General features: G+C 62.4%; 21 protein-coding genes and 2 pseudogenes. 15 read left to right on the top strand and 8 right to left on the bottom strand.

The annotated features are described in order from the left end of the window. Positions 1-33 precede the first annotated feature (33 nt). The 3 genes from MKZ87_RS07480 (at position 34) to MKZ87_RS07490 (ending at position 1785) form a co-directional block, all read left to right on the top strand. Positions 34-744 carry an AraC family transcriptional regulator gene (locus tag MKZ87_RS07480; RefSeq protein WP_085700780.1) on the top strand — a complete coding sequence of 237 codons (711 nt, stop codon included), beginning with the start codon at positions 34-36 and terminating at the stop codon, positions 742-744. Between the two features lie 15 nt (positions 745-759). Beyond that, positions 760-1284, top strand: coding sequence for a hypothetical protein (locus tag MKZ87_RS07485; protein ID WP_266200545.1), 525 nt, complete (start codon positions 760-762; stop codon positions 1282-1284). 126 nt (positions 1285-1410) lie between these two features. Beyond that, complete coding sequence (locus tag MKZ87_RS07490) at positions 1411-1785, top strand: response regulator (RefSeq protein ID WP_227235393.1); 375 nt, start codon at positions 1411-1413, stop codon at positions 1783-1785. 144 nt (positions 1786-1929) lie between these two features. Here the strand turns inward: MKZ87_RS07490 and MKZ87_RS07495 are convergent, their stop codons facing one another. Continuing rightward, a complete protein-coding gene (locus MKZ87_RS07495) occupies positions 1930-2880 on the bottom strand; it encodes an MBL fold metallo-hydrolase (RefSeq protein WP_085700783.1) in 951 nt (316 codons plus the stop codon). Between the two features lie 266 nt (positions 2881-3146). Between MKZ87_RS07495 and MKZ87_RS07500 the strand changes: the two genes are divergently transcribed. From MKZ87_RS07500 to MKZ87_RS07510, 3 genes are all read left to right on the top strand, one after another. Continuing rightward, positions 3147-4166, top strand: a complete 1020-nt coding sequence (locus tag MKZ87_RS07500; protein WP_085703865.1) for a GlxA family transcriptional regulator — start codon at positions 3147-3149, stop codon at positions 4164-4166. 148 nt (positions 4167-4314) lie between these two features. Next, on the top strand, positions 4315-4689 hold the full coding sequence (locus tag MKZ87_RS07505; protein WP_170929793.1) for a response regulator transcription factor: 375 nt from the start codon (positions 4315-4317) through the stop codon (positions 4687-4689). Between the two features lie 221 nt (positions 4690-4910). Continuing rightward, positions 4911-6113, top strand: a complete 1203-nt coding sequence (locus tag MKZ87_RS07510) for an NAD(P)/FAD-dependent oxidoreductase (protein WP_266200546.1) — start codon at positions 4911-4913, stop codon at positions 6111-6113. An 84-nt stretch (positions 6114-6197) separates the two neighbouring features. Here MKZ87_RS07510 and MKZ87_RS07515 read toward each other — a convergent pair whose 3' ends face one another. The 3 genes from MKZ87_RS07515 to MKZ87_RS07525 all read right to left on the bottom strand — a co-directional run bounded on the left by MKZ87_RS07515 (position 6198) and on the right by MKZ87_RS07525 (position 13779). Then, positions 6198-11324, bottom strand: a complete 5127-nt coding sequence (locus tag MKZ87_RS07515) for a trifunctional serine/threonine-protein kinase/ATP-binding protein/sensor histidine kinase (protein WP_266200588.1) — start codon at positions 11322-11324, stop codon at positions 6198-6200. 237 nt (positions 11325-11561) lie between these two features. Further along, on the bottom strand, positions 11562-12479 hold the full coding sequence (locus MKZ87_RS07520) for a LysR family transcriptional regulator (RefSeq protein WP_085700787.1): 918 nt from the start codon (positions 12477-12479) through the stop codon (positions 11562-11564). Between the two features lie 100 nt (positions 12480-12579). Then, positions 12580-13779 carry an MFS transporter gene (locus MKZ87_RS07525; protein ID WP_085700788.1) on the bottom strand — a complete coding sequence of 400 codons (1200 nt, stop codon included), beginning with the start codon at positions 13777-13779 and terminating at the stop codon, positions 12580-12582. A gap of 308 nt (positions 13780-14087) precedes the next feature. Here MKZ87_RS07525 and MKZ87_RS07530 point away from each other — a divergent pair, with 308 nt between their 5' ends. The 4 genes from MKZ87_RS07530 to MKZ87_RS07545 all read left to right on the top strand — a co-directional run bounded on the left by MKZ87_RS07530 (position 14088) and on the right by MKZ87_RS07545 (position 19322). Beyond that, entirely contained in the window at positions 14088-15353 is a 1266-nt protein-coding gene (locus MKZ87_RS07530) for a c-type cytochrome (protein ID WP_266200547.1), read from the top strand. Then, positions 15350-15823 (top strand): (2Fe-2S)-binding protein, encoded by a 474-nt coding sequence (locus MKZ87_RS07535; protein WP_266200548.1) that lies wholly within the window; start codon positions 15350-15352, stop codon positions 15821-15823. Before MKZ87_RS07530 ends, MKZ87_RS07535 begins: the two co-directional genes overlap by 4 nt. Further along, positions 15820-18057 (top strand): xanthine dehydrogenase family protein molybdopterin-binding subunit, encoded by a 2238-nt coding sequence (locus MKZ87_RS07540; protein ID WP_085700791.1) that lies wholly within the window; start codon positions 15820-15822, stop codon positions 18055-18057. The genes MKZ87_RS07535 and MKZ87_RS07540 overlap by 4 nt, the downstream gene beginning before the upstream one ends. Before the next feature lie 149 nt (positions 18058-18206). Next, positions 18207-19322 (top strand): alkene reductase, encoded by a 1116-nt coding sequence (locus tag MKZ87_RS07545; protein WP_266200549.1) that lies wholly within the window; start codon positions 18207-18209, stop codon positions 19320-19322. 63 nt (positions 19323-19385) lie between these two features. Here the strand turns inward: MKZ87_RS07545 and MKZ87_RS07550 are convergent, their stop codons facing one another. After that, positions 19386-19811: a cupin domain-containing protein gene (locus MKZ87_RS07550; RefSeq protein WP_266200550.1), complete on the bottom strand. Its 426-nt coding sequence runs from the start codon at positions 19809-19811 to the stop codon at positions 19386-19388. A gap of 174 nt (positions 19812-19985) precedes the next feature. Here MKZ87_RS07550 and MKZ87_RS28985 point away from each other — a divergent pair. Continuing rightward, positions 19986-20132, top strand: a pseudogene (locus MKZ87_RS28985) (glutathione transferase GstA); the annotation flags it as partial. Between the two features lie 82 nt (positions 20133-20214). On the opposite strand, the pseudogene MKZ87_RS28935 reads toward MKZ87_RS28985, so the two are convergent. Continuing rightward, positions 20215-20403, bottom strand: a pseudogene (locus MKZ87_RS28935) (hypothetical protein); the annotation flags it as partial. Between the two features lie 156 nt (positions 20404-20559). Here MKZ87_RS28935 and MKZ87_RS07565 point away from each other — a divergent pair. Both MKZ87_RS07565 and MKZ87_RS07570 read left to right on the top strand, forming a co-directional pair. Continuing rightward, positions 20560-21156: a paraquat-inducible protein A gene (locus tag MKZ87_RS07565; RefSeq protein ID WP_085703858.1), complete on the top strand. Its 597-nt coding sequence runs from the start codon at positions 20560-20562 to the stop codon at positions 21154-21156. Continuing rightward, positions 21153-21824: a paraquat-inducible protein A gene (locus MKZ87_RS07570; RefSeq protein WP_085703857.1), complete on the top strand. Its 672-nt coding sequence runs from the start codon at positions 21153-21155 to the stop codon at positions 21822-21824. The genes MKZ87_RS07565 and MKZ87_RS07570 overlap by 4 nt, the downstream gene beginning before the upstream one ends. An 11-nt stretch (positions 21825-21835) precedes the next feature. Here the strand turns inward: MKZ87_RS07570 and MKZ87_RS07575 are convergent, their stop codons facing one another. Then, positions 21836-22585: an SDR family NAD(P)-dependent oxidoreductase gene (locus MKZ87_RS07575; protein WP_085700797.1), complete on the bottom strand. Its 750-nt coding sequence runs from the start codon at positions 22583-22585 to the stop codon at positions 21836-21838. Between the two features lie 163 nt (positions 22586-22748). Here MKZ87_RS07575 and MKZ87_RS07580 point away from each other — a divergent pair, with 163 nt between their 5' ends. Next, entirely contained in the window at positions 22749-23645 is an 897-nt protein-coding gene (locus MKZ87_RS07580) for a LysR family transcriptional regulator (RefSeq protein WP_085700813.1), read from the top strand. Positions 23646-23758: 113 nt separating this feature from the next. Beyond that, entirely contained in the window at positions 23759-24751 is a 993-nt protein-coding gene (locus tag MKZ87_RS07585; protein WP_085703856.1) for a zinc-binding dehydrogenase, read from the top strand. A gap of 6 nt (positions 24752-24757) precedes the next feature. On the opposite strand, the gene MKZ87_RS07590 is transcribed toward MKZ87_RS07585, so the two are convergent. Continuing rightward, entirely contained in the window at positions 24758-25684 is a 927-nt protein-coding gene (locus tag MKZ87_RS07590) for a LysR family transcriptional regulator (RefSeq protein WP_085703855.1), read from the bottom strand. Positions 25685-25752: the final 68 nt, after the last annotated feature.

Consider the following 25752-nt stretch of genomic DNA (forward strand, 5'->3'; position numbering starts at 1 on the left):
TGACGTCGCCGGCCGGCGATATGGAGATCCGCATTGTCTACTCAACGCACAAACCCCGACCCTGAATCCGAAAATCCGCTACGAGAACGAACCGTGGTTTTCGTGGCGTATCCGCAAATGGGCCTGCTGGATCTGACCGGTGCCCAGACCGTCTTATGGGCGGCAAGCTGCAGACTGGCGCAACTCGGCTTGCCCGGTTACGCCTTGCACACCGCAAGCCTGCATGGCGGGCCGGTGCAGACCGGCGAAGGCCTGGTGGTGCAAACCCGGCGGCTGGATGAGCTAAGCGGCGAGCCGATCAATACGCTGATCGTTCCGGGCTCGGCATCCATTCGCCAGGCCATGCTCGACAACGCGCCGCTGGTGGACTGGTTGCGCGTCACGTCAGCCACGGCCAGCCGTACAACGTCGGTATGCAGCGGCGCATTTTTCCTGGCTCAGGCGGGACTGCTCGACGGCCTGCGCGTGGCGACACACTGGCTGATGGCTGACACGTTCGAGCGGCTGTTTCCAAAGGTCGAACTGGATCGCGAAGCCATCTTCGTTCGCCAGGCATCGGTGTGGACTTCGGCCGGGGTCAGCGCGGGAATCGATCTTGCACTGGCACTGGTCGAGGCCGACAACGGCCGTGATGTGGCCATGCAGGTCGCCCGGCGTATGGTCGTTTACTACCGGCGCCCGGACAACCAGGAACAGTGGAGTCCGCTGTTGCACTCACAACATTCAATCGCGCTCGAGCGCTAGCTGGAGACGGTGGTCATGAACGCACCGCACAAACTGCTCTTGGTCAGTCACCCGCCCTGCGTCAGCCGCTACGGCAAGCACACATCGCTATGCACCGCTGAGCGCGTGGAGATCATCGACGCGTTGACGCAGACTCTTGGCGCTACGCTGAATATTCTGGCGCGACTCAAACACAGCCAGCAGACATTGCGCACCGTCAGCTTCTTACCGGTGCAGACACTGTTGCGCAGGTTGCTGAATGCCAATACCCGATACGCCGACTTTCTCGTCACCGGCATCACGGATCTGGGTGGCCATGCCCAGCCTGACGCGCTATACCGCCTCAATGACGCGGCAGAACCGTTGTGTTTCGCCGACTGCCTGAAAGGCATTGATCGCGCCATACGCCGGCTCGGGGCCGCCGACGCCTTGTTCCGCGACTGTCGCGCCAGTGCAATTGCCAATAACGACTACGCCAGCCGACAACTTTTTGAAGCCTGCATTCGGCATAACGGGTACTTTCTTTCGTTAATCAACAACCACTTGTTTGCTGAACATTAATTAACTGTCGCAACTAACAAAAAAACCGACCAAACATACCCACGTATACTATTCCACAACTTTTGAAGGCGTATCTTGCAAGTATGGCGGGCGCTACAGCCACCCGCAAAGACGCAAGGTTTCCCCATGTTCAACTCAGCTATTATTTCAGTTGTCGATGATGACGAACTTGTTCTGGTTTCACTGGACAGCTTGTTGCGGTCTTGCGGTTATACAGTCAAGACGTTCACCAGCGCGTTTGCTTTTCTTGAATCAAGCGCGCCAGAGCAGACCGGGTGCCTGATCTCCGACATTCAGATGCCCGGCATGTGCGGGGTCGAAATGTACGAGGCGCTGGCGGCCAGGAAGATCCACATTCCGACTATCTTCATCACCGGCAAGCCGGGCCTGCCCCCTGAGTTCAGCAGCCGTGTGAAGACGCCGGAGGGCTATTTCTCCAAACCGTTCCATACCGACGCACTGCTGGCCTGCATCGAACAGGCCCTGATGCGCCGACGTTGAGCGGCCCCCTCGAACAAGGCGATGCAGAGCTGCCGCTGCCCGTTCGATAAACCTCAAAGCAAAAAAAGGCCCCGCAAGCTCATCACCTGCGGGGCCTGATTTTTAGCGAGGCCGGCCGAATGCAGCCGGGCCGCCAACAGCCGATCAGTAATCCCAGAACGCTGCAATCCAGCGGAACGCGTCACCATCGACCGCTACTCGGCCCACCGAAGGGAACGGCAGGTGCGTGGCGACAAACCACTCACCGCTCGCCGCCGCCTCGCGCATCAGACGCACGCGCACCCGCACCGATTCTTCAGGGTCATGCTCGAAGCCGTTGTGCCATTCCGGGTGTTCGAAGGCCACCGGAAACAAGGCATCGCCGGCAAAGGTCAGGCGTTCACCGCCGGAGTTGACGTAAACAATGCTGTGGCCCGGCGTATGCCCACCGGTCAGCTTCACCAGCACGCCCGGCGCCACCTCGTATTCATCGTCGAAAGTGCGCACCCGGCTGCGGTAATCGTTGATGAACTGATTGGCTGTCGCGCGCAGAACGTCAGGCACCGGCGCCGGCATCTCGGTCTGGGTGAAGTCCGGAGTTTCCCAGAACTCGACTTCTTTCGCTGAAACATGGATCCGCACATCCGGACGCAGCCGGCTCTTCACTTCGTCGACCAGCAGGCCGCCGACATGGTCCATGTGCATGTGCGTGATCACGATGTCGGTCACGGCTGCCAGATCAATGCCGGCCGCTTCCAGCCGTTTCGGCAGCTGGCCGGCCCGGGGAAAGCCGGGAAACTGCCCGCCCAGTCCGGCGTCGACCAGGATGATCTGCTCGCCGCTGCGCACCACCAGCACGTTGAGTGCCCAGTCGAACGCGTCCGGCCCCAGAAACATGTCCTTGAACCAGGCGGCACGAGCCTGCGGGTCAGCATTGGTCGACATGGTCGAGGTCGGCAGCGGCAGAACGCCATCGCTGATCACCACCACGTCGATGTCGCCGACCTGCAGTGCGTAGCGCGAAGGCACCAGCTCCTGAGCCTGGCCGAAATTCGAGGTGAATGGCAGGCTGGTGGCTGAGTGGGTTTGTTGGGAGTGATTCAGATAGGTAGACATGGTCGCTTTCCTGTTGGCTGAGTCGAAATTGCTCGGAGCAATGCCGCAAGAGCGGCATAAAGCTCCTTGAAAGCGAGTGTGCATCGCGACCCTGACGACCAATACCATACGCGGGTATAGGGATTGCGCCGGATCGAGCGAGTACGGCCGGCGCTGAAGTGGCTGCGTCCCATACCAATGTATATTCGCGCTGGCGCCCGCAAACGCGGACACTAGGGCACACCGGATCGTCGAAAACTGGCGGTCACCAAGCCCTCAAAGCCGTCATGAACTCAATTTTTCATCACCCCGACCCACTCACCTGTCTGCTCGCGCAGCCGCGCACGCTGGTGTTCCTGGCCTATCCGCAAATGGGCTTGCTGGACCTGACCGGCGCACAGACCGTGTTCTGGGCAGCGTCCAAAGCCAGGGCCGAACGCGGCCTGCCTGGCTACGCGATGCACACCGCAAGCCTCGCCGGTGGATTGATTGCCACCGCCGAAGGGCTGGCGGTCAACACCGTCCCACTGAACACCTTTGACGAAACCGCGATAGATACCCTGATCGTGCCCGGTGCACCGAACATCCGGCAGGCCATGCTCGACAACGTTGCGCTGGTGGACTGGTTGCGCGCGGCGTCGGTTAAGGCGGGACGCACCGCCTCGGTGTGCAGCGGCACCTTTCTGCTGGCCCAGGCCGGGCTGCTGGAAGGGTTGCGCGCGACCACCCACTGGGGGATGTGCGACATGCTCAAGGGTGGTTTTCCCAGTGTCGATGTCGATCTTGATGCGATCTACATCCAGCAAGGCAAGGTCTGGACTTCCGCCGGGGTCACCACCGGAATCGACATGGCGCTGGCACTGGTCGAAGCCGATTGCGGCAGGGCCATAGCTCTACAGGTCGCGCGGGAGCTGGTGGTTTTTCTCAAGCGGCCCGGCGGTCAGGCGCAGTTCAGCCAGTTGCTGCAATCACAGATCGACGACCGCGGCAGCTTCGACGAACTGCACCTGTGGATCAGCGAAAACCTCGGCGACACGGGCCTGAACGTCGAAACCCTGGCCCGACAGGCACAGATGAGCCCGCGCAATTTCGCCCGGGTCTACAAACGCAAGACCGGTCGCACACCGGCGAAGGCGCTTGAGCTGTTTCGCCTGGAAGCGGCGCGACGGATGCTCGAAGACTCCCAGCGCAACATCGACCAGATCGCGCAGTTGTGCGGGTTCGGCGACGAAGAACGCATGCGCGACACCTTCTACCGTCATCTCTCGGTCTCGCCTCGGGAATACCGCAGCCGGTTCTCGCGCTGACGCCACACACCGCAAGGGCATCGGGCTCGCAGGCGTTCAAATACTGTCGCTATACACACGTATAAGTACGCCGCCGGATCGAGCGGCGTATCGTGCGGCAATGGCGGGCGTCCTCGACGGGCTACCCGAGATCAGCCCTGGTAAAGCAATGTCCCACACCGCTGTTGTTTCGGTTGTCGATGATGATGAATCCGTGCGCATGGCGCTGGACAGCCTGTTGCGCTCTCACGGCTACAGCGTGCGGCTGTACCCGAACGCCGAGGCTTTTCTGGCGATGACCGCACCGCCCCGCCCCGGCTGCATCATCTCGGATATCCAGATGCCCGGACTGTCCGGCATCCAGATGTACGACGCACTGTGCGCCCGAGGCCTGCGCATCCCGATCATTTTCATCACTGGCTACCAGGGCCCACCGCCAAAGGTCAACGCAGCATTTCCCGAGCCGCTCGCCTACTTCCCGAAACCCTTTCCCTGCGGCGAACTCATCACCTGCATCGAAAGCGCGTTCAATCGCACCGTTTGAATGCCCTCTTCCTATACCTGTGTATACCCGCCTCACACCTAAGCATGTCGGCGCTGACCCTATGTAGAAGTGTTCCGCCGCGCCTTCCTCGATAGCATTTTCTCCAGCGAATCGAACCGGTTCTGCGGTTGCTCACAACAACCTGCTTCGTGCAGACCGGGAGACGGTCACGCGTGAACAGTCAAGTCGTTCAACGATCAGAATTTCTCAGGAGTCATCCGATGAAACAGCACATTTTAGTGATAGGCGCAGGGTTTGGTGGAGTCTGGAGCGCCTTGAGCGCCGCACGTCTGCTGGACCAGCATGATCGTAACGACGTGCAGATCACCGTCCTCGCGCCCCAGGCAGAACTGCGTATCCGCCCACGCTTCTACGAGCCGGACGTCCACAACATGAAGGCGCCGCTGGGTGAACTGTTCGATGCGGTCGGCGTGAGATTCGTCAAAGGCATCGCCGACAACATCGACACCCAAAGCAAGCAGGTGACCTACAGCGATGCCTTCGGCGCGCAAGGCAAGCTGAACTATGACCGGCTGGTATTGGCCGCCGGCAGTCGCGTGATTCGCCCACCGCTCAAAGGCATGATCGAACACGCTTTCGATGTCGACCAGATAGAAGAAGCCGCCCGCCTCGAAGCCCATATCAAATCCTTGAAGAACCAGCCGTCGAGCGCTGCGCGAAATACCGTGGTGGTCGCCGGTGGTGGTTTTACCGGGATCGAAACCGCCACCGAAATGCCCGCCCGCCTGCGTGCCGCTCTGGGTGACGATGCGCCGATCAGAGTCATCGTAGTGGATCGTTCGCCGCAAATCGCCGCGACGTTGGGTGAAGGCATTCGCCCTTCCATCGTGGAAGCTTCCAGGGAGCTGGGCATCGAATGGATAGTCGACGCCTCGGTCGCCTCGGTCGATGCCGGCGGCGTGACCCTGGCCGACGGCCAACGTATCGAATCCAGCACCGTCGTCTGGACCGTTGGTTTCCGCGCCAGCCCGCTCACCGAACAGGTGCCGGGCAGCCGTGATCCGCAAGGGCGCCTGCACGTCGACGGCCACTTGAAAGTGCTGGGGCATGTGGATGTCTTCGCTGCCGGCGACGTCGCTTATGCCGCCACGGATGATCTCGGAAACTACGCCGCGATGTCCTGCCAGCATGCGATCAGCCTGGGCCGTTATGCCGGCAACAATGTGGCGGCTGACCTGATCGGTGTCGCGCCGATAACCTACAGCCAGCCCAAGTACGTGACCTGCCTTGACCTCGGCGCCTGGGGCGCCGTGTTCACCGAGGGCTGGGACCGTCAATTGAAACTGGTCGGGCAAGAAGCCAAAGACCTCAAGACTCAGATCAATACCGTTTGGATCTACCCGCCGGCCGCCGATCGTGCAACCGCACTGGCCGCTGCCGACCCGTTGATTCCGGTGGCCTGATCCCGCGACGCTTGACCCTTCTCTACTGCTGCGCGCATTCCCAGGCGCCCGCCACGGTTTTTTTGGCGGGCGCTTTTTTTCTGCTCACGGAAGCAGAACGGGATCGGCCGGCAAGACAAACTGCACGACGGCACCGCACGGCTGATTGGCCTCGATCCACAATTGACCGCCATGGGTCTCGATGATCGAACGGCAGATCGACAGCCCCATGCCCAGCCCCGTGGGTTTGGTGGTGTAGAACGGCGTAAACAGCTGCCCGATCGAATGCGCGCCGAACCCCGGCCCCGAATCGCTGACACACACCCACACCTGCCCCGCTTCATTGGTTTGCGTGCGGATGCGCAGCTCCCCTTTGACGACACCTGCACCGCTCATGGCTTCCAGTGCGTTCATCACCAGATTGAGCACCACTTGCTGCAGCTCGACCCGGTCGCCATCGACCCGTGGCAAACCGGCCACCATCTGCGCCTCGACCGAAACCCCGGCCTTCTGCGCCTGGCTCCGGGTGATCTCGATGACTTCGCCAATCACCTCATTGAGGTTGACCGGCTCCTTTGGCTGAGGGGCCTTGCGAATCAGCCCGCGAATACGATCCAGCACCTCACTGCCCCGATGGGCATCCCTGACGATCCGCTCCAGGCACAGGCGGGTTTCTTCGAGGTTCGGTGGCGCCGCACCCGACCAGCGCAGCGCTGCCTGGGCGCTGGCGAGTGTCGAGGCCAGCGGCTGGCTGACTTCATGGGCAATCGAGGCCGCGAGTTGCCCCATGGTCGCGACGCGGCAGGCATGGGCCAGCTCAGCCTGTATCTCGCGATAACGCTGCTCGCTCTCGCGGCTTTTGACCTCGCGCTCGGCGACATCGCGGTACAGGCGTGCATTGACCAGCGAGATCGCCGCCTGTGAGGCGATCAGCCTCAGCGAGGCGATCCGTGAGGGGCTGAACACCCGCGAAGTCAGGTTGTTTTCCAGATACAGCACGCCAATCAGTTTCGCCTGATTGAGCAACGGCAGGCAGAGTACAGAGCGCACACGATGCTGGCGAACATACGGGTCGGCCGCGAACGATGGTTCGGCCAAGGCATCAGCCAGTACCAGGTTTTCCTGAGTGCGCAGCACCTGGTTCAGGACCGACTCCGGCAACAGCCTCGCAGCCACCGGCGCATCGCGCAGATCCAGTTGCGTCGCGTCATCACGAGTGATCGCCTCGGCGACGATCCGCTGCTCGCCCTGCTCCGTCAGGATCAGCACGCCACGCTGCGCGCCGGCCTGTTCGATTGCGGTGCGCATGATCATGTCGATCAGCTTTTCGAGGACGATTTCACTGGAGGCCGCTTGCGACACCTTTAACACGGTCGCAAGATCCAGGTGCTCCACCGGCGTGGCGATGGTACTGGTGGGACCGGGCAGCGGTTTTTCGACCCGCAGGAACGTGTGCTCGGCTTCCAGTTGTCGCACTTTGCCCTCGGCGCCCCAGCGCTGATAGCCGTAGCGCGCATCCTGAAGATAGACCCGGGCAATCTTGTGCAGCCCGCGGTTTTCATAGAAACGCGCGGCGAGCTCGTTGGCCAGCGCTTCGATATGCAGGAAGCCGCTGCGCTGAGCTGATTCGATTGCGTGTTCGAAGCAATGCTCGGCCTCTGGCAGCCGGCCCTCCAGACGGGCAATTTCACCCGCCAGCAATGCGGCGTGGCTGGCGAAATTGTCCGGGCAGAGTTCGGCCCAGACCTGCAATTGCCGGTGTTGCGCGGTGATGACGTCGAGTTGCGCCTGCCGTTCACCGGCGGGCCTGGTGCTGCACAGGGCAGCGAGGGTCAAGGCCTGGTAGAAGCAATATTCGGCTTCCTCAAGAAACGAGTGCGATGACCTGAGCAATTGTCGAGCGGCGGCGCCGGCCTCTGCCGCTGCTTCGTAGTGGCCGGCGAAATAACAGGCCTGCAAGGTGCGAATCCAGTGCCAGCAAATGGCAACCAATGAGGTCTGGTGATCCTCGCAGTGGCGCTCGGCAAATGCGCCCGGGCCGATGCTGCCGAAAGTTGGCGTCTGGCCCCGGAGCATCCGGATAAACGCCAACTGCGTTTCGATGAAGTCGATGACCACGCCGAACCCGATTTTTCTGGCGTAAGCCAACCCGCGCTCGGCCTCCTCATGCAATTCGGCCAGGGGTTCGCCGGTGGCCAACAGGTTGGAGACCCGGCTGTTGCCGGTAAACGCGGCAATCGGCAGATCACCAGTGCGGTTCGCCACTTCAAATATACGGGCCAAAGGCTCAAGGCAGGTTCGTATCGGTTGAGCCCAGCGTTTGGCAAACAACCAGAACGCCAGTTGCGTACGTGCCTGATAGCGTTCCAGATCGCGCCGTTCGACCAGTCGACAGCCCAGCTCGGCGAACGCCACGCCGGCCGGATAGTCCGCGAACCGCCGCCCGGCGATCCGCGACACGTTGGCATAGGCCACGCACGAAGCATCGCTGTTGCCGTATTCAATGCTCAGGTTGATCGCCCGGCACATGGCCAGGCCTGGAAGATTGCCGTCCATATGGACCGCTGCAACGATCAGCTTGGTCAGGGCTTCAAGAGTGGCAAGCGCGGTTTCATCCACCATGGGCGGCAGATCGATCAATGCTTCGATAGGACGCTCGCCGAGCCTTTGCCCGATCTGCCGGTATTCGTCACGCACCTCGTCGTCATCGGGATGAGGCGACCACTCGATCCCCAGATAACGCAGGAAAGCCAGGCAGACCGTCACCGCGTTGTCGCTCTGATTCAGAACCAGGTAGAGATCCGCTTGCAGGCAGGCGACCCGGGTGCGTTCGATCAGCGTCTGCGCACGGCGTGACAATTGCCGCAGACGCGCTTCGGCGCTCCCCAACTGGCGGGTAAGGAATTCGCAAAAGGCCCGGCCGGACTCCAGCGCAAACATCAACTCACGCTGATGTTCCCAGCCGCCCTCGCCCAGCAGCGCTGCGCCCTGGGCGAAGTACGTCAGCGCCGAAGCATAGGCCGTTGACGCTCTGGCCCGTTCGCCCGCCAGCAGGTTCAATTGCGACAGGTGTTCGCGCTCCTGTTGTCGATTCATCAGCGCGGCACCTCGATTGAGTTGGCCGACCATCTCGAAAATCTTTTCTGCATGCTTGTCTGCCGGCGTCTTTTCCACCAGCGAACGTCCGATCCGCAGGTGATGCTGCGCTCGGGCAGCCTCATCAATCAGCAGATACGCCGCTTCCTGGACACGATCATGAACAAACCCATAGGCGCTGTCCTGACGCGTGATCAATTCATGACGAACCGCCGGCCACAACACCCCGTGAACCTGTGCGACAGGCAAGTCCAGAACGGTAGACAGGGAGGCGACATCGGCGAGGTTGCCCAGGCACGCCAGTTGCTGCAACGCCTGCTGCGTTTCAGCGGGCAGCCGTGCCATCTTGTCGAGCATCAGGTCGACCACATTGTCGGTGTAGCCCCTGGTGTGTATGCGCTGTGCGTCCCAGACCCATTGCCGGCGGTCATGATCGAAAGTCAGCAGATCCTGTTCGACCAGGGTTTGCAGGAACTGAATGACGAAGAAAGGATTGCCCTGCGTCTTGTCCAGAATCAGCTGCGCGAGCGGCGCGATGTACGACGGCTCGGAGCGCGATGACTCGGCGATCAACTGCTCGATGTGCGATCGGGCCAGCGGCAACAGGGTGATCTCATGTACCCGCCCCCCAGCCGCTTTGATGGCGCTCAACCGGGTGGTCAACGGATGCGAGGCATCCACCTCATTGCTGCGGTAAGCGCCGATCAGCATCAAGTGCTGCAAGTGGGAATGCGTCAGCAGTTCCTCCAGCCAATTGAGTGTCGCGACATCCAGCCATTGCAAATCATCCAGAAACAGCACAAGTGGATGTTCGGCGCGGGCAAACACGCCGATAAACCGTCGCAATACCTGCAAGAACCGGCGTTGCGCCTGTGGCGGCTCCAGGTCTGCTACCGGCGGCGTATCGCCGATGATCAGTTTCAGCTCCGGAATCAGGTCGCTCACCAGCCGCGCCTCGGCGCCCAGCGCTTGTCGCAGCGCGTTGCGCCACTCGGCCATTTGCGAATCGCTCTGGCCCAGAAGCGTGCGCACCAGCCCTTGGAACGCCTGGGCCAGAGTCGAGTAAGGAACGTCGCGTTTGTACTGGTCGAACTTTCCGCTGGCGAACAACCCGCGCACCGGCACCAGGGTTTGATGCAGCTCGTGGACCACCGAGGATTTACCGATGCCCGAATAGCCGCAAACCAGCACCAGCTCCGGTCGGTGGCTGACGGCAATCCGTTCGAACGCGGCAATCAGCGTCTGGACTTCGGGCTCTCGGCCGTAGAGCTTTTCGGGGATCAGCAAACGATCGCACGTCCCCTGCTCGTCCAGCGCAAACTCATCCATATTCTGCTGGTGCCAGCCTGCCAGACAACGGCGCAGATCCTGCTCGACGCCAAGCGCAGACTGATAGCGCTCCTCGGCGGTCTTGGCCAGCAGCTTCATGACGATTCGCGACAGCATCTCGGGCACCGTCGCCACGCGCGCATTCGGCGACATCGGCGTACGCGCGATATGGCAATGCAGCCATTCCATCGGATCGGCAGCGCTGAACGGCAGCGACCCGGTGAGCATTTGATAGAGCGTGACGCCGAAGGCATAGAGGTCGCTGCGCGAATCCACCAAGCGGTTCATCCGGCCCGTCTGTTCCGGGGCCATATAGGCCAGAGTCCCGGACAACGTTTCTGGCGGTTCCGCGGGCTGCCGTTCCCGGGGCAGACGCGATGCGAGGCCGAAGCCGGTGAGTCGGGCGTGCCCATCGGGGCAGTTCACCAGAAGGTGAGCGGGCTTGATGTCTTTGTGAATCAGGCCACGTCGATGCAACTTGCCCAGTGCAACCGCCACGCTGATGGCCAGCGGCAGAAACGTCGCAACGTCCAGGGGTGCCGTCAGCAAACGGGCCAGCGGCACGCCGCCCGGGTCTTCGAGCACCAGCTGCAGGCGGCCCTCGTCATGCAACAACTCAAGGGGACGGGCAGCCCAGTCGCTCTCCAACTGGTCTTTCAGGGAAAACTCATGGGCAAGCCGCTCGACGCTGGCGCCCGAAGGTTGCTCCGTAGCGAGCGAGGCGATCAGGACATCAACCTCATGACCGCCAGAAGCACGTCTGCCCCGCAGGAGAATGCGTTCTGCGTCGTCCCACAGCATCTGCATGCCTTCATTCATCGCCGTCGCAGCCGTTGGTAATCGCTGGATCATGGGGCACCGTTACCTGTATGCCGTTTGGCACCCTTTGCTAACCGTAGCTGAGGGAAAGGCAGGGAGAAAAACCAACGAAAATCTTTGCAGTAAAACCGACGCGCGGCAATCAAACGAAGGTGTTAAGGGAATGGACCACGACCGGCGCGACAAACCTGACCCACCGGCAACGCAGCGACAGTAAACGGCAATCTAGCGCTGACTCGATGGCTGCGCCGCCAGAATCTCTTCCAGAAAGTCGATGAACACATTGATACGACTGGAGCCCCGATGATTGGGCAGGTACAACGCATTGATGCAGCAGCTCGCATTACCGGGGTTGACCTCATACCCTGCCAGCAGCCGCGTCAACCGACCCGCCTCGACATCGGCGCGCACCAGCCAGTCGGCCAGCAGGGTCACCCCGCGCCCCGCCACCGCTGCTTCGCGCAGGATGTCGGCGTTGTTGCTTTGCAGGCGGCCGTGCACATTGAGCTGGATGGTTTCCTCGTCGCCCTGGAATGTCCAGTGCTGGTGCGAACCACCGTAGTCGAAGCGCAGGCATTGATGCTCAAGCAAATCGCGCGGATGCAAAGGCGCAGCGTGATGAGTCAGGTAATCCGGACTCGCCACCACCCAGCGCTGGAAGCCGCCCACGCGCTTGCTGACGATATCGTCACTAACCACCGACGATCCCAGTCGCACCGAGACATCGATCTGCTCGCTCAGCAGATCGCTGACCTGATCGCTCAACGACACACTGACTTCCAGCCCCGGATGGCGGTCGAGCAAAACCCCCAGTTGCGGTGCAATGATCTGGCGACCGAACTCGACCGGCACGCTGATGCGCAGCCGGCCCTGCGCCTCGCTGCCACGGTCGGCGACAACCGCGTCGGCCTCGTCGATGGCATCGAGAATGGCCACCGCTTTCTCGAAATAGGTTTGGCCGGCGACCGTCACGCTGGTGTTGCGTGTCGTGCGATTGAGCAGGCTGGCGCCCAGCTCGTTTTCCAGCCCCGCCACCTGGCGTGTCACCGAAGAGGTGGAGATGCCGAGTTTGCGCGCCGCCGAGGAATAACCACCGCAACGGACGGTTTCAACGAACATCTTCAGTGCCAGCAACTTGTCCATAAGTGGAGCCCGATCGAAAGGAAACGGTGATGATTGTGCATCACCGTTCGCCAATCGTCTTGTAAGACCGTGCTTGATCGGACTTACCGGTGTCTGAGGCTCAGGCATCGGTCTTGCGGCTCAGAAACATCGCCAGGGCCAGCGCCGGGAGCAACGCCACGGTCACGGCGGACAGGTTCCAGCCGAAATGCTCGTAGAGCGGACTTGCGACCAGCGACCCCAGCGCGCCGCCGACGAAGATGCTGGTCATGTACACGGCATTCAGGCGGGCCCGGCTGTGCGGATCAATGGCGTACACCTCGCGCTGACCCAGAACCATGTTCAGTTGCACGGCGAAGTCCAGCAGCACCGCGCAAACCACCAGCCAGACATAACTGCTACCCGGCAGCGCGGCGATCAGCAAGGAGGCTGGCGCCAACAACAGTGCAACGAGCGTCCCGCGCCGACCGTGCCCGGCATCGGCCAACCGCCCGGCAATCGGCGCTGCAACCGCGCCGACGGCGCCGACCAGTGCAAAAATCGCCACCTGTGCCTGACTGAAACCGTGGTGCCGCATCAGCTCGATCGGTGCGAGGGTCCAGAACAGGCTGAAGCTGGCGAACAGCAAGCCCTGATACAGCGAACGCTGACGCAGGACCGCGTGCCGACGGGCCAGCGCAAACACCGAACCGATCAGCGCCACATACGTCGCCTGATGAGTCGGGACGCGGCGCGGCAAGGCAATCGCCGTGACCAGGGCGATGACGGCCATCAGTGCCGCTGCGCTGAAAAACACCCCGCGCCAGCCGAACACTTCCACCAACAGACTCGACAGTGGCCGCGACAGCAGAATGCCCAGCAACAGGCCGCTCATGATGTTGCCCACCACCCGCCCGCGGCTCGCCTCGGGCGCCAGATGCGCGGCCAGCGGCACCAGGATCTGTACCGCCACCGAAGTGAGGCCGATCAGCAACGACAGGACAAGGAACATCGACGGCGAATGCGTCAGACCGGCGCACAACAGCGTCACACTCGCCGCGAGGGTGAAGCCCACCACCAACCGACGGTTTTCCATCAGATCGGCCAGCGGCACCAGCAACAGCAGGCCCAATGCATAACCGAACTGCGTGAGTGAAACGATCAGACTGGCATTGGCACTGGACAGGCCGATTTGCGGCGCGATCAGTTCGACGATCGGCTGAGCGTAATAAAGGTTGGCCACGACCGCGCCGCAGCAGAATGCCAGGAACGCGACCATCAGGCCGGAAAGAGAAGCGGATTGTTCGGCCTTGGCCGCCGCTGCCGGATTGCCCGTAAGCATGATGACACCTCGATGAGTTTGGAAAGTGACGCCAAGGCTAGGGGCTGCGCCGGCCTTCGAGTATCCATCTGCCGGGCAATTGAGTGATGCGCCAAGTGCAACGATCTCCGGGCGTTGCACTTGGCGCAACGTGCTATTGCGCGGTCTGGCAATACTCGGACGGATGCACCTTCTCTACCCTTGGGCACTTGGCGCAGGGCTTTGCATCGGCGCCCTTTCCCGCTCTTTCAAGGAGTTGTCGAGATGCCGAATCCGTCCTTCACGCCTACCGCGTGCCTCTTGGGCAAATGCTCATGAACGGCCACTTCATGAGATCCAGAGCGCTGTGGATCAGCGCGGCAGCCCTCGCGTCGATCGGTGCAATCGCGGCTTTGGCGCTGATGTGGCGTCCGGCAATCGCGCCGGTCGAGCGTCCGCAAACCTTCGACTCCGCCCAACTGCAACGCGGCGCGCGCGTCGTCGAGGCGGGCGACTGCGCGGTGTGTCATACGCGGCCCGGCGGCCAATACCTGGCCGGCGGACTGCCGCTGGTGACACCGTTCGGTACCCTCTACAGCACCAACATCACCTCGGATCCACAGACCGGCATCGGCCAGTGGTCGTTGCCGGCCTTTGAGCGGGCGATGCGTGAAGGCATCTCGCGCGACGGCCACTTCCTGTACCCGGCCTTCCCTTACGTTCATTACCGGCGCATGAGCCAGGACGACATCGCCGACGCCTATGCGTACCTGATGAGCGGCCCCGCCGTGGACTCGCCGCCACAACAGAACCGCATGAACTTCCCGATGAACATCCGGCCATTGGTGTCGTTCTGGAACCTGCTGTTCCTGCACGCGAAGCCATTGCCGCCGGTAGCGCAGCAATCGCAGGCGTGGAATCGCGGGCGTTACCTGGTCGAAGGTCCGGGTCACTGCGCGGGCTGTCATTCGCCGTTGAATATGATCGGTGCCGAGAAGTCCGGCGAAAGCCTGGCGGGCGGCAGCGTGGATGGCTGGGACGCGCCGTCACTGCTGGGCATGGCGCACCGGGCAAACCCGTGGAGCAGCGAGCAACTGGTGAGTTACCTGCGGGGCGACGTGGTCGACGGACACGGCACGGCGGCGGGCCCGATGCGCCCGGTCAGCCTCGGTCTGGCGCGCCTGCCCGCGGAAGATGCCCAGGCGATTGCCGAATACTTGCTGAGTCTGCCGGCGAAAACTGCAATCAACGAGATTCCGAACGTCAGCGCCAGCACGGAACCTGCGGATCGCTCCTCTGGCGCGCTGCTGTTCGCCAGCGCCTGCGCCGGCTGCCATGCCCAAGGCGCGCCGATGCGTGAAATCGACGGTCGTCCGGCACTGGATCGAACCTCGGCGTTGCAAGCCGCCAGCCCGCGCAACTTTTTGAAAACCGTACTCGAAGGCATCCCGGCAGAACCCGGCCATCCGGGCCCGGTGATGCCCTCGTTCGCCGCCAGTCTCGACAACGCTCAACTCACTGTTCTGGCGACCTGGCTGCGCCATCAAGCCAACGCCGAGCAACCCTGGACCGACCTTCCTGCCACCCTCCAAGCACTACGTCAGGAGACGAAATGACTCAGATCACCCTCAACGTCAACGGATCCTCCCAGGCTCTCGAGCTGGAACCCGACATGCCGCTGCTCTATGCGTTGCGCAATCACCTGGGCCTGAACGGCGCCAAGTATGGGTGTGGCCTGGGCCAATGCGGCGCCTGCACCGTCATCGTCGATGACAAACCGGTGTTTTCCTGCCTGACACCCTGCGCCGGTCTCGAGGGCAAAAAGGTTCGGACGGTCGAAAGCCTGGGAACCGCCGAACGCCCCGGTTCTCTGCAACAAGCGTTCATCGATAAACAGGCCGCTCAATGCGGTTACTGCATCGCCGGCATGTTGATGCGTGCGCAGTCACTGCTCGAAAGCAATCCGCATCCCGACGAGCAGACCATTCGCGAACACATGGCAGGCAACCTGTGCCGCTGCGGCACACACTTGCGCATCATAGAGGCGATCAGCCTTGTCGCCCGGCAGAACGGGAGCGCGCAATGACGACAATCAACGAGGTCGATCACAGTCGCCGTGCGTTCCTGCGCGGGGGCGCTCTGCTGGTGGCGTTTGCTCTGGTGCCGGTCGCGCGCCGCGCCCTGGCCGACACCGAAGTCGATACCCTGGGCACAGTCGTGCTGGCGCCGGACCTGCCCGGCAGCCTGCGCACCAACCCTTGGCTCGATGCCTGGATTCGCGTCGGCGCTGACGGCATCACCGTCTACACCGGCAAGGTCGAACTGGGCACCGGAGTCAAAACCGCGTTGCTGCAAATTGCCGCTGAACGCCTGGAGGTCTCGCCGACAGCAATCAACCTGCTCACCGCCGACACCGCACTGACACCGAACGAAGGCTACACCGCCGGCAGCCACACGATTTTCGACAGTGGCACCGCGTTGTTCAACGCGGCGGCACAGGTGCGCGAGATGCTGCTGGAATCGGCCGGGCGCAGCTGGAACGTTGCGCCGGCACTGCTGACGACTCGGGACGGTTTCATTCTCGGTCCGACCGGGCAGCGCATGTCCTACGCCGATGCGGTCCAGCATGTCGATCTGCACCGCTATGCAAAATCCGAATCGCCCTCGATGCCGCCGAGCTCATTCAAGCTCATCGGCCATTCGCTGCCCCGCCTGGATATTCCGGGCAAAGTCAGCGGCGGCGCCGCGTTCGTGCAGGACATTCGCCTGCCGGGCATGCTCCACGCCCGGGTCATCCGCCCGCCGCGTCCCGGCAGCACGCTGGAAACCATCGATATTGAATCGATCCAGGCGCTGTCCGGCGTGGTGCAGGTGATTCGCGACGGCAATTACCTGGCCGTGGTGGCGCGGGACGAATGGCAAGCGATCAAAGCCATGCGCCACGGATACGCTTCAGCACGCTGGAGCGGCGGACAGGCGATCCCCGAATCGCGGGACATCCACACCTTGCTCAAACGCCTGCCATCACGGCGTTATCCGATCAGCCATGAAGGTACGTCCCAGGGCGCGACCGACATCGAATATCGCGCCCGCGTGACCAAGCAATATCTGATGCATGGCTCCATCGGACCGTCCTGCGCCGTGGCCTGGTTCAAGGACGGTGCCCTCACCGTCTGGACCCACACCCAGGGCGTGTATCCGCTACGTGCCGGGATTGCCGAAATGCTGCGGCTGCCACCCGAGCGCGTGCGCTGCATCCACACCGAAGGTTCCGGCTGTTACGGCCACAACGGCGCAGACGATGCAGCGGCCGATGCCGCGTTGATTGCGATGCGCGTGCCGGGCACGCCGGTGCGGGTGCAATGGATGCGCGAGCAGGAAAACCTCTGGGAGCCCTACAGCTCGGCGATGGTCACCGAAGTGCAAGCCAGCCTCGACGCCCAGGGTCGTCTGCAAGATTGGAACTATGAGCTGTGGACCACGCCGCACAACGAACGCATCGTCAACGCCGGGCGCTTGCTGCCCGCACGCCTGCTGGCCCGGCCGTTCACCTCCGCACCCTCGGTGCCGATCGCTCAGCCCGAAGGCGATGGCGATCGCAACGCCGTGCCGCTGTACACCGTGGCCTCTTCGCGGATCGACATGAACTTCGTTACCGAGATGCCGTTCCGCACTTCTGCCATGCGCTCGCTGGGGGCGCACATCAACGTCTTCGCCATCGAAGCCTGTATCGACGAGATGGCCGCCAAGGCAGGAATTGATCCGGTTGCCCTGCGTCTGGCGCACCTGACCGATCCCCGGGCAAGGGCCGTTGTCGAGCAAGTTCGCGATGCCGTCGGCTGGCCACAAAAAAGCAGCGAACCCGGCGCGGGCATTGGCTTTGCGTTCGCGCGCTACAAAAACATCATGGGCTACTGCGCCATCGCCGTGCGCCTGCAAGTGCATCCGCAGACCGGCGAAGTGCAGATCGATCACGTCGTCACAGCGGTGGACGTGGGGCAGATCGTCAGTCCCGATGGCCTGCGCAACCAGGTCGAGGGCGGGATCGTTCAGTCCACCAGTTGGACGCTGTATGAAAAGGTCGCCTATGACGCCGGCGGCATCCGCAGCTACGACTGGAGCGGCTACCCGATCCTGCGCTTCTCGCAAGTCCCCAGGAAGGTCGACGTTCACCTGCTCGACCAGCCGGGACAACCGTTTCTGGGGGCCGCCGAAATCGTTCAGGGCCCCATGGCGGCAGCCATCGGCAACGCCGTGGCGAACGCCACCGGACGACGCTGGTTGAACCTCCCTCTGACCCGCTCGCAACAGCCTTCCTGAGTCGCGCCCTGTTGCATTTCACGCAATGCAGCGTGGCGTCGCGGGTGGATTATCAAGCGCCGGACAGCCGCTTAACGTAGGGCCATCCGGTGCCGGAGCCAATGTCCGACACCGCCCTGCCGACCCATTTCGAAGACTGGAGAACACCCATGACGCAGCATCTGTTCCGCCCCATCGCCCTCGGCCCCTACACACTTCCCCACCGGGTGGCGATGGCGCCGTTGACGCGCTCCCGTGCCGGCCAGCCGGGCGATATCCCGACAGCCATGAACGCCGAGTACTACCGCCAGCGAGCAAGTGCCGCGCTGATCATTACCGAGGCGACGCAGATTTCCCGTCAGGGTCAGGGTTATGCGTGGACGCCTGGCATCTACAGCAATGAACAGGTGCAAGCCTGGCGTGAAGTCAGCCGTCAGGTACACGAGGCCGACGGGTTGATCTTCATGCAACTGTGGCATGTGGGCCGGGTATCGCACCCAAGCTTTCAACCGGACAATGCACTGCCGGTGGCCCCCAGCGCATTGCCCGTACCGGGCAAGACTTTCATCGTCGATGCCGAGGGCAATGGTGTCTGGGGTGACGTGCCAGTGCCGCGCGCACTGCAGGTTTCGGAAATCGCCGACATCATCAACGACTACCGCCGCGCCGCACGCAATGCGCTGAACGCCGGGATGGATGGCGTGGAAATTCACGCCGGCAACGGCTATCTGCTGGACCAGTTCATCAACAGCAACAGCAACCAGCGCACTGACGGTTATGGCGGCACCCTGGAAAACCGCGCGCGTCTGTTGCTGGAAGTCGTGGCGGCGGTGGTCGACGAAGTCGGCGCTGACCGTGTCGGCGTGCGCCTGACGCCCATGGGCCGTTTCATGGGCATGGGCGATGAATCGCCGCAAGCCACATTCGGCTACATCGTGCGCTCGTTGAACCGCTGGAAACTGGCCTATCTGCATCTGGTCGAGCCGGCCGTGGTCGGCACCGTCAAGGACGAGAATTTCGACCCGCGCTGGGACGCGATCATCGCTCAGTTGCGTGATGCGTGGGGTGGCGTGTTGATGATCGCCGGCGGCTACGACCCCGAGTCGGCGGAACAGGCCCTGGCCGACGGTCGCGCCGACATCATCGCGTTCGGCCGACCGTTCCTGGCCAACCCCGATCTGCCTCGGCGAATCCGCGAAGGCCTGGCGCTCAACACACCGGACCCGAGCACGTTCTTTGGCGGTGATCAGCGTGGCTATACCGACTACCCGGTGCACGCCCACTGATACGCTGAACGGCGGACGCAAAAAGGCCTGCCAGATCGGCAGGCCTTTTCGTTTAAGCGACCGTTACTGCTTGAGAATCAACAAGGGCTCGCCCTTCTTGACGATATACGTCGCCAGCTCCGAACCCTTCTCGTTGCCGACATTCCTGGCGATATGCGCCACACCCGCCGGAATGAACAGCGAATCCCCCGCCTTGAGCGTCACCGGCGCCTGCCCTTCGAGCCGGTACTCGAACGTGCCACTGATCACATAAGCCACTTCCACACCCGGATGCGCATGGTTGGGCGAAGTGACGCCCGGTTCGAAATCAACGCGAGCCTGAATCACCTCGCGATCCGCAGCGCCCAGGTCCTGATGCACCAGATCGGTACGGCTCAGGCCCTGCTGCCAGCTTTTCGCCGGGGCGGCGGAATGGGTGTCAGCCGCGTGGACAAGGCCGGTCATCGAAACAAGTACGGCGGCAGCGGTCATCAGAAGTGTACGGCGCATGGTGTTGCCCTCTTGGAAGTAGTGATGTGTTGGCACCTACTTTGGGCGAGGCATGTACGCGGCATGTGTCCTGAGGACGGGGTTTGTTACCCGATTGTGTATGGCGGCGAGATGGATACACGGTCATACAAAGGGTTGGGCCAGCACCTGTGAAAGCCAGCTTCTGAACGCCACGATCTTCGCCAGGTCAATCCGAAGGGCTATCTGGCCGCGCTGATGCTGGACAACGGTGAGGTGCTGACCGTTGGCCCGGAGATTCTGCAGTACCTTGCCGACCTCCGTCGCGCAGTCAGGCGCCCGACTCCGGGTCGCTCGCCGGCAGGCCACGCGCTTCTCTGTCTTCATCATCCTTGGCGGGGCTCTGCGGGTCGGCGTTGGCGCTTGCTGAGCGGTTGCCGTCGTGTGGATGTTCAACCGTCACTGAATCGGTGGCGGCCACATCGCTCATGTCTTCTTCCAATGGCGCTTCATCGTCCGGCGGCAATGGGACTGGCGATTCATCCTTGCGGGGATCATGGCCGGTTTCATTGTCGGTGGTGCGGGTCACGGCCTGTTGCGAGCGGTTGCCGGGTGCATCTTCATCGATTTCCATGGGGCTCTCCTTTCTGCTACGGGATATGCGTACCTGAACGTGTGAAACAAGCGCGTGATGGTTAGTGCCCCGTTTTGGACGAATGGCGCCCCGGTTGCCGAATGCCCCGGCGCTTCTATAGTGAAAAGGTTCAAGCCCTCCTCCATCGAGCACCCCATGGCCAGCACCGATCTACCGATCATCTGTGAGCATTGCGACTGCGTGTACGAAAAAGTCACGCTGGCCAAGCACCAGAAGACTCTCTGCGTGCGCTGCGGCGGCGTGCTCCAGCGCTACAACGGCCTGAGCGTGGAGCAACGTCTGGCCCTGAGTTTCACGGCGGCGATGCTGTGGCTGTTCGCCAATTTCTACCCGGTAATGAGCATCAGCATGAAGGGCCTGAAAAACAGCGCGACTCTGTGGGATTCAGTGTTGGCCCTGAGTCAGGGGCCGATCACCTTCATGGCGATGGTTGCGGCGATCTCGATCATCATCGCCCCGGCCTTTCAGTTGGTTCTGTTGATTTGGGTCTTGAGCTTCGCCCTCGCCTCGCGCCGTTCGCCGGGGTTCAAGCTGTGCATGCGCTGGCTGGAAACGCTGCGGCCGTGGAGCATGCTCGAAGTGTGCCTGCTCGGCGCGATGGTGGCGGTGTTCAAACTGGCGGGGATGCTCGACGTGATTCCCGGCATCGGCCTGTTTGCGCTGGCCGTGCTCAGCCTGTTGCTGATCCGCATCGCCGGGCGCGACGTACGTGAACTGTGGGACATCCTGTGAAACGACCACCGACGGCAACCGAACTCAACCTGTGCCTGTGCCACAGCTGCGGGCTGGCCTGCGACATGACCGGCGAACCGCACCAATGCCCGCGTTGCGACGCACCGCTGCATCGGCGCAAGACCAATTCGCTGGCGCGCACCTGGGCCTACATGTTCGCCGCGCTGGCGTTCTACGTGCCGGCCAATCTGCTGCCGGTGATGAACACCACCCTGCTCGGCAACGGCGCCGACAGCACCATCATGAGCGGCGTGCTGGAGTTCTGGGATCACGGCGCGTGGGACATCGCCCTGATTATCTTCATCGCCAGCATCGCGGTGCCGGGAGTGAAATTCGTCGCGTTGACTTTGCTGCTGGTGACCGTGCAACGGGACAGCCATTGGGCGCGCAAGGAGCGTTCGAAGCTGTACCGCTTCGTCGAGCTGATCGGCTATTGGTCGATGCTCGATGTGCTGGTGGTTGCGCTGGTGGCGGCGCTGGTGAAATTCCAGGCACTGGGGGATATCGAACCGCGCGTAGGGATTCTGTTCTTCGGCCTGGTGGTGGTGTTCACCATGCTCTCGGCGATGAGCTTCGATCCGCGTTTGATCTGGGACAACGCGCCGGACGAAGAAACGGAAGAACCCCGGCACTCGACTGAACAAGTGCCGGGGCATCAAGCGACTTGACTCAGATCTGATCAGATCTGCGCGGTGCCGCCGTCGACGAACAACTCGATGCCATTGACGAAGCTGCTGTCATCCGAGGCCAGGAACAACGCAGCCTTGGCAATCTCGCTCGGCTCGCCCAGACGCCCGATCGGCACGATCGACGCCAGTTGATCAAACAACCCTTGCGTGTGTTCCGCCGGCACCAGCCCTGCCAGACCTGGGGTGCGCACCGGGCCAGGGCTGATGGCGTTGACGCGGATGCGCCGTGGTTTCAGGTCCAGCAGCCACGACCGGGCGAAATTGCGCACCGCCGCTTTGCTCGCGCTGTAGACGCTGAAATTTTCCGTGCCCTGCACCGAAGTGGTCGATGAGGTCAGCAGAATCGAAGCGCCATCGCGCAGCAGCGGCAGTGCTTTCTGCACAGTAAACAGCGTGCCCTTCACATTGGCGCCGAAAATCCGGTCGAAGTGCTCTTCAGTGATCGAGCCCAGCGGCAGCATGTCTCCGCCGCCGGCGTTGGCGAACAGGATGTCGAGGTGTCCGGCCTTCGCGGCGATCTCGCTGTAGATGCGGTCCAGATCCTCCAGTTTTGCCACATCGCCCTGAATGCCGATGGCCCGTGGGCCGATGGCGGCGACCGCTTTGTCCAGCTCGGCCTGACGACGGCCGGTGATGAATACCGTGGCGCCCTGGGCGACGAATTCCTGCGCCGACGCCAGGCCGATGCCGGTGGTGCCGCCAGTGATCAGTGCGATTTTGCCTTCAAGTCTGTTGCTCATGATGAATCTCCAGTAACCGTTTCGAGGTAGGTGACGGGTCTTAGGTGAGCCGTTGAAAGCGACTTTAGGCTGATCGATTGAATTGAAAAATCCGCCAAATCAGTTTTGTTTGTACACAGACATGCACAATACTCAGCGCATCTACACCACTGAGCCCGAACCGATGAATCAGTTAATGGCGATCCGCACCTTCGCCCGCGTCGTGGAAAGCGGTTCGTTCACCAAAGCCGCCGACTCGCTGAACCTGCCGAAAACCACGGTCAGCAAACTGATCGGCCAACTGGAAAACCACCTCGGCGTGCGCCTGCTGCAACGCACCACCCGCCGCCTCACCGTCACGGCCGACGGCGCTTCCTATTACCAACTGACCCAACAACTGCTGCATCAACTGGACGACATCGATCAGGGTTTCAGCCAGGCGCAAGGCCTGCCGCGCGGCAAGATTCGCGTGGACATCGGTGGCTCGACCGCGACGATGCTGGTGATCCCCGAACTGCCGAAATTCTTCGAACGCTATCCGGACATCCAGATTGATCTGGGTGTCAGCGATCGCCCGGTGGACCTGATCAGCGAACGCGTCGACTGCGTGATTCGCGGCGGCCCTCTGACCGAACAAACCCTGGCCGTGCGCCGCCTCGGCGAAGTGTCCTGGACCACCTGCGCCACGCCCGATTATTTGCAACGCCACGGCACCCCGAGTCACCCGCTCGAACTGGCCAGCCATCAATTGATCGCCTACCGCTCGGCCTCCACCGGGCGCATCCTGCCGTCGAACTTCCAGCGCAACGGCGAACGCCATCAAATCGAAGGCAAAGGCCTGATCAGCGTCAACGAGAGCAACGCGCACCTGGCGGCCGGCCTCGCCGGACTTGGGATCATCCACACCTTCAGCTACACGGTGAGGACGGCGATCGAGCGTGGCGAACTGGTGCCGATCCTTGAGGATTGGCGGCCGTCGGCGTATCCGTTTCATGTGCTCTACCCGCCGAACCGGCATTTGAGCAATCGGGTGCGGGTGTTTATCGATTGGCTGGTGGAGCGATTTGCGCAGGTTGATTAAGGCGTTGCGGGGCATTGCTGATTTTTACGCAAAACACCTTTGACCCAGGGCCGGTTCTTCTCATGTCCGCAGACCGGGATACTGACGGCCATCGAAATCATGGGAACCGCACAATGCAAACCGATTACGCAGCCTGGGCCTGGACGTCCGGCCAAGGGCTGGATGGCCTGACACTGACCCGCAAACCCCTCGTGCAACCCGGCCCCGGCCAAGTGCTGGTGGCCAATCGCGCCATCGCCCTGAACCCGGTGGACTGGAAAATCATCGAGTGGGGCCATCCCGCATGGAGCACCGGGCGTGTGCCGGGTGTCGACGGCATGGGCGTGGTGGTCGCGGCCGGCGCCGGCGTGACGCTGCAACCCGGCAGTCGCGTGGCGTATCACCAATCATTGGCGAGCGATGGCAGCTTCGCCGAGTACTGCCTGCTGGACGCCGCCACCGTACTGTCGGTGCCCGCCGCGCTTGATGATGCAACTGCCGCATCGCTGCCCTGCCCCGGTTTGACCGCATGGCAAGCCGTGGAGAAAGTCCCTGCCGGCGAGGCCGCTGATGTGCTGGTGATCGGCGCCGGCGGTGCGGTTGGTCTGCTGCTGGTGCAGCTGGCGGTGCAACGCGGCTGGCGGGTCTGGGCGACCGCGTCCGGCGCGCATCATGCAAAGCTCAAATCCTTGGGGGCGGTGAGCGTATTCGATTACCGCGAACCGGACTGGAAAACCACACTCACCGCCAGCCTCGGCGAACGCCGTTTGCACGCCGTGTTCGACACGGTCAGCGGCGCTCACGCAGCAGAAATGGCCAGCATGCTGGGCTACAACGGTCATCTGGTGTGCATTCAGGATCGCCAGGAAACCGCGCCGGTTCCGGCGTTCAGCTCTGCGATTTCGCTGCACGAAGTGGCGTTGAACAGCTACCACACCCACGCCAGCCTGCAGGATCGCCAGACGCTGCGCCGCAACGGCGAACAGCTGCTGCAAGCCCTGCTCGACGGCAGCCTGATCGGCCCGGCGCTGCAAACGTTCGACTTCCGCGAACTGCCCCAGGCCCTGCGCGCCTTGAAGGACGGCGCCGGCGGCGGGAAATGGGTGGCGCGCCTGCCCGCCGTTTGAAGCGCGTCAGTCGAGGCCTTCCCTTGCGCCTTGACTGACCTCCCGGGTCAGACAATCAATCAGCGCCCGCGCCGATGCCGACAGCTGCCGATGTGGCGGGTAGATCACCGAGAACGGTCGGGAGCGCCCGCCCGACTGTTCAAGCAATCGCACCAGCCGCCCGCTTTCGATCCGCTCGCGAACGATGAAGTCGTAGGTCTGGCAGATGCCCAGCCCCTGTTCCGCCAGCGACACGATCCCCAATACATCGTCGGACACCTGGATATTGGCGCTGGGCAGCCATTCGCGATCTTCGTCCTGTTCACGAAACAGCCACGGCCCGACGCGGCCGGTGCTGGGCATCACGAACGGCAGGCACGCATGCCGCTGCAGATCGTCGACACTTTGCGGCGTCCCGGCCCGTTGCAGATAATCCGGCGCGGCAACCACACACAAACGCGCATCTTCCAGCTTGCGCCCGATCAATCCGCTGTCCGGCAGCGCGCCCAACCGAATAGCCAGGTCGTACCCTTCGGCCACCAGATCGACGTTGCGATTGCTGATACTCAACTCAACACGCACTTGCGGATATTGCCGGGTGAATCGGGCAAGCATGGCCGGCAACCGATAGTGTCCGTAAGTGGTCGGCACGCTCAGGCGCACACGGCCACTGAGTTCACCGTCCTGCCCCTGGATCGTGCGCTCCGCATCATCGATCAGGCCGAATGCGGCTCGCGATTGTTCCAGATACAACACACCGGCATCGGTCAGGCTCAAGCGCCGCGTAGTGCGCCGCAGCAACTGCACGCCCAGACGCGCTTCAAGTCGCGAAATCGCCCGGCTGACCACCGACGGCGTGGTTGCGAGAAACACCGCACCGGCGCTAAGCGAACCCTTTTCCACCACCGTAACGAACACTTCGACGTCAGCCAGATAATCGAATCGGCGGCTCATCTTGATCCCCAGAGAACAAATGCTTTGCTGTGGCGAGAGTTTATCGCCGCCATGAGCATCAATACAGT

This window comes from Pseudomonas sp. MCal1 (genome assembly GCF_026341415.1).
In the GTDB taxonomy this organism is placed as follows: Bacteria; Pseudomonadota; Gammaproteobacteria; order Pseudomonadales; family Pseudomonadaceae; genus Aquipseudomonas.

Bases quoted from the DNA above. Each gene is read 5' to 3' on its own strand.
- MKZ87_RS07485 (WP_266200545.1), top strand. From the start codon at position 760: ATGAACGCACCGCACAAACTGCTCTTGGTCAGTCACCCGCCCTGCGTC.
- MKZ87_RS07490 (WP_227235393.1), top strand. From the start codon at position 1,411: ATGTTCAACTCAGCTATTATTTCAGTTGTCGATGATGACGAACTTGTT.
- MKZ87_RS07495 (WP_085700783.1), bottom strand. From the start codon at position 2,880: ATGTCTACCTATCTGAATCACTCCCAACAAACCCACTCAGCCACCAGC.
- MKZ87_RS07500 (WP_085703865.1), top strand. From the start codon at position 3,147: ATGAACTCAATTTTTCATCACCCCGACCCACTCACCTGTCTGCTCGCG.
- MKZ87_RS07505 (WP_170929793.1), top strand. From the start codon at position 4,315: ATGTCCCACACCGCTGTTGTTTCGGTTGTCGATGATGATGAATCCGTG.
- MKZ87_RS07510 (WP_266200546.1), top strand. From the start codon at position 4,911: ATGAAACAGCACATTTTAGTGATAGGCGCAGGGTTTGGTGGAGTCTGG.
- MKZ87_RS07515 (WP_266200588.1), bottom strand. From the start codon at position 11,324: ATGCAGATGCTGTGGGACGACGCAGAACGCATTCTCCTGCGGGGCAGA.
- MKZ87_RS07520 (WP_085700787.1), bottom strand. From the start codon at position 12,479: ATGGACAAGTTGCTGGCACTGAAGATGTTCGTTGAAACCGTCCGTTGC.
- MKZ87_RS07525 (WP_085700788.1), bottom strand. From the start codon at position 13,779: ATGCTTACGGGCAATCCGGCAGCGGCGGCCAAGGCCGAACAATCCGCT.
- MKZ87_RS07530 (WP_266200547.1), top strand. From the start codon at position 14,088: ATGAGATCCAGAGCGCTGTGGATCAGCGCGGCAGCCCTCGCGTCGATC.
- MKZ87_RS07535 (WP_266200548.1), top strand. From the start codon at position 15,350: ATGACTCAGATCACCCTCAACGTCAACGGATCCTCCCAGGCTCTCGAG.
- MKZ87_RS07540 (WP_085700791.1), top strand. From the start codon at position 15,820: ATGACGACAATCAACGAGGTCGATCACAGTCGCCGTGCGTTCCTGCGC.
- MKZ87_RS07545 (WP_266200549.1), top strand. From the start codon at position 18,207: ATGACGCAGCATCTGTTCCGCCCCATCGCCCTCGGCCCCTACACACTT.
- MKZ87_RS07550 (WP_266200550.1), bottom strand. From the start codon at position 19,811: ATGCGCCGTACACTTCTGATGACCGCTGCCGCCGTACTTGTTTCGATG.
- MKZ87_RS07565 (WP_085703858.1), top strand. From the start codon at position 20,560: ATGGCCAGCACCGATCTACCGATCATCTGTGAGCATTGCGACTGCGTG.
- MKZ87_RS07575 (WP_085700797.1), bottom strand. From the start codon at position 22,585: ATGAGCAACAGACTTGAAGGCAAAATCGCACTGATCACTGGCGGCACC.
- MKZ87_RS07580 (WP_085700813.1), top strand. From the start codon at position 22,749: ATGAATCAGTTAATGGCGATCCGCACCTTCGCCCGCGTCGTGGAAAGC.
- MKZ87_RS07585 (WP_085703856.1), top strand. From the start codon at position 23,759: ATGCAAACCGATTACGCAGCCTGGGCCTGGACGTCCGGCCAAGGGCTG.
- MKZ87_RS07590 (WP_085703855.1), bottom strand. From the start codon at position 25,684: ATGAGCCGCCGATTCGATTATCTGGCTGACGTCGAAGTGTTCGTTACG.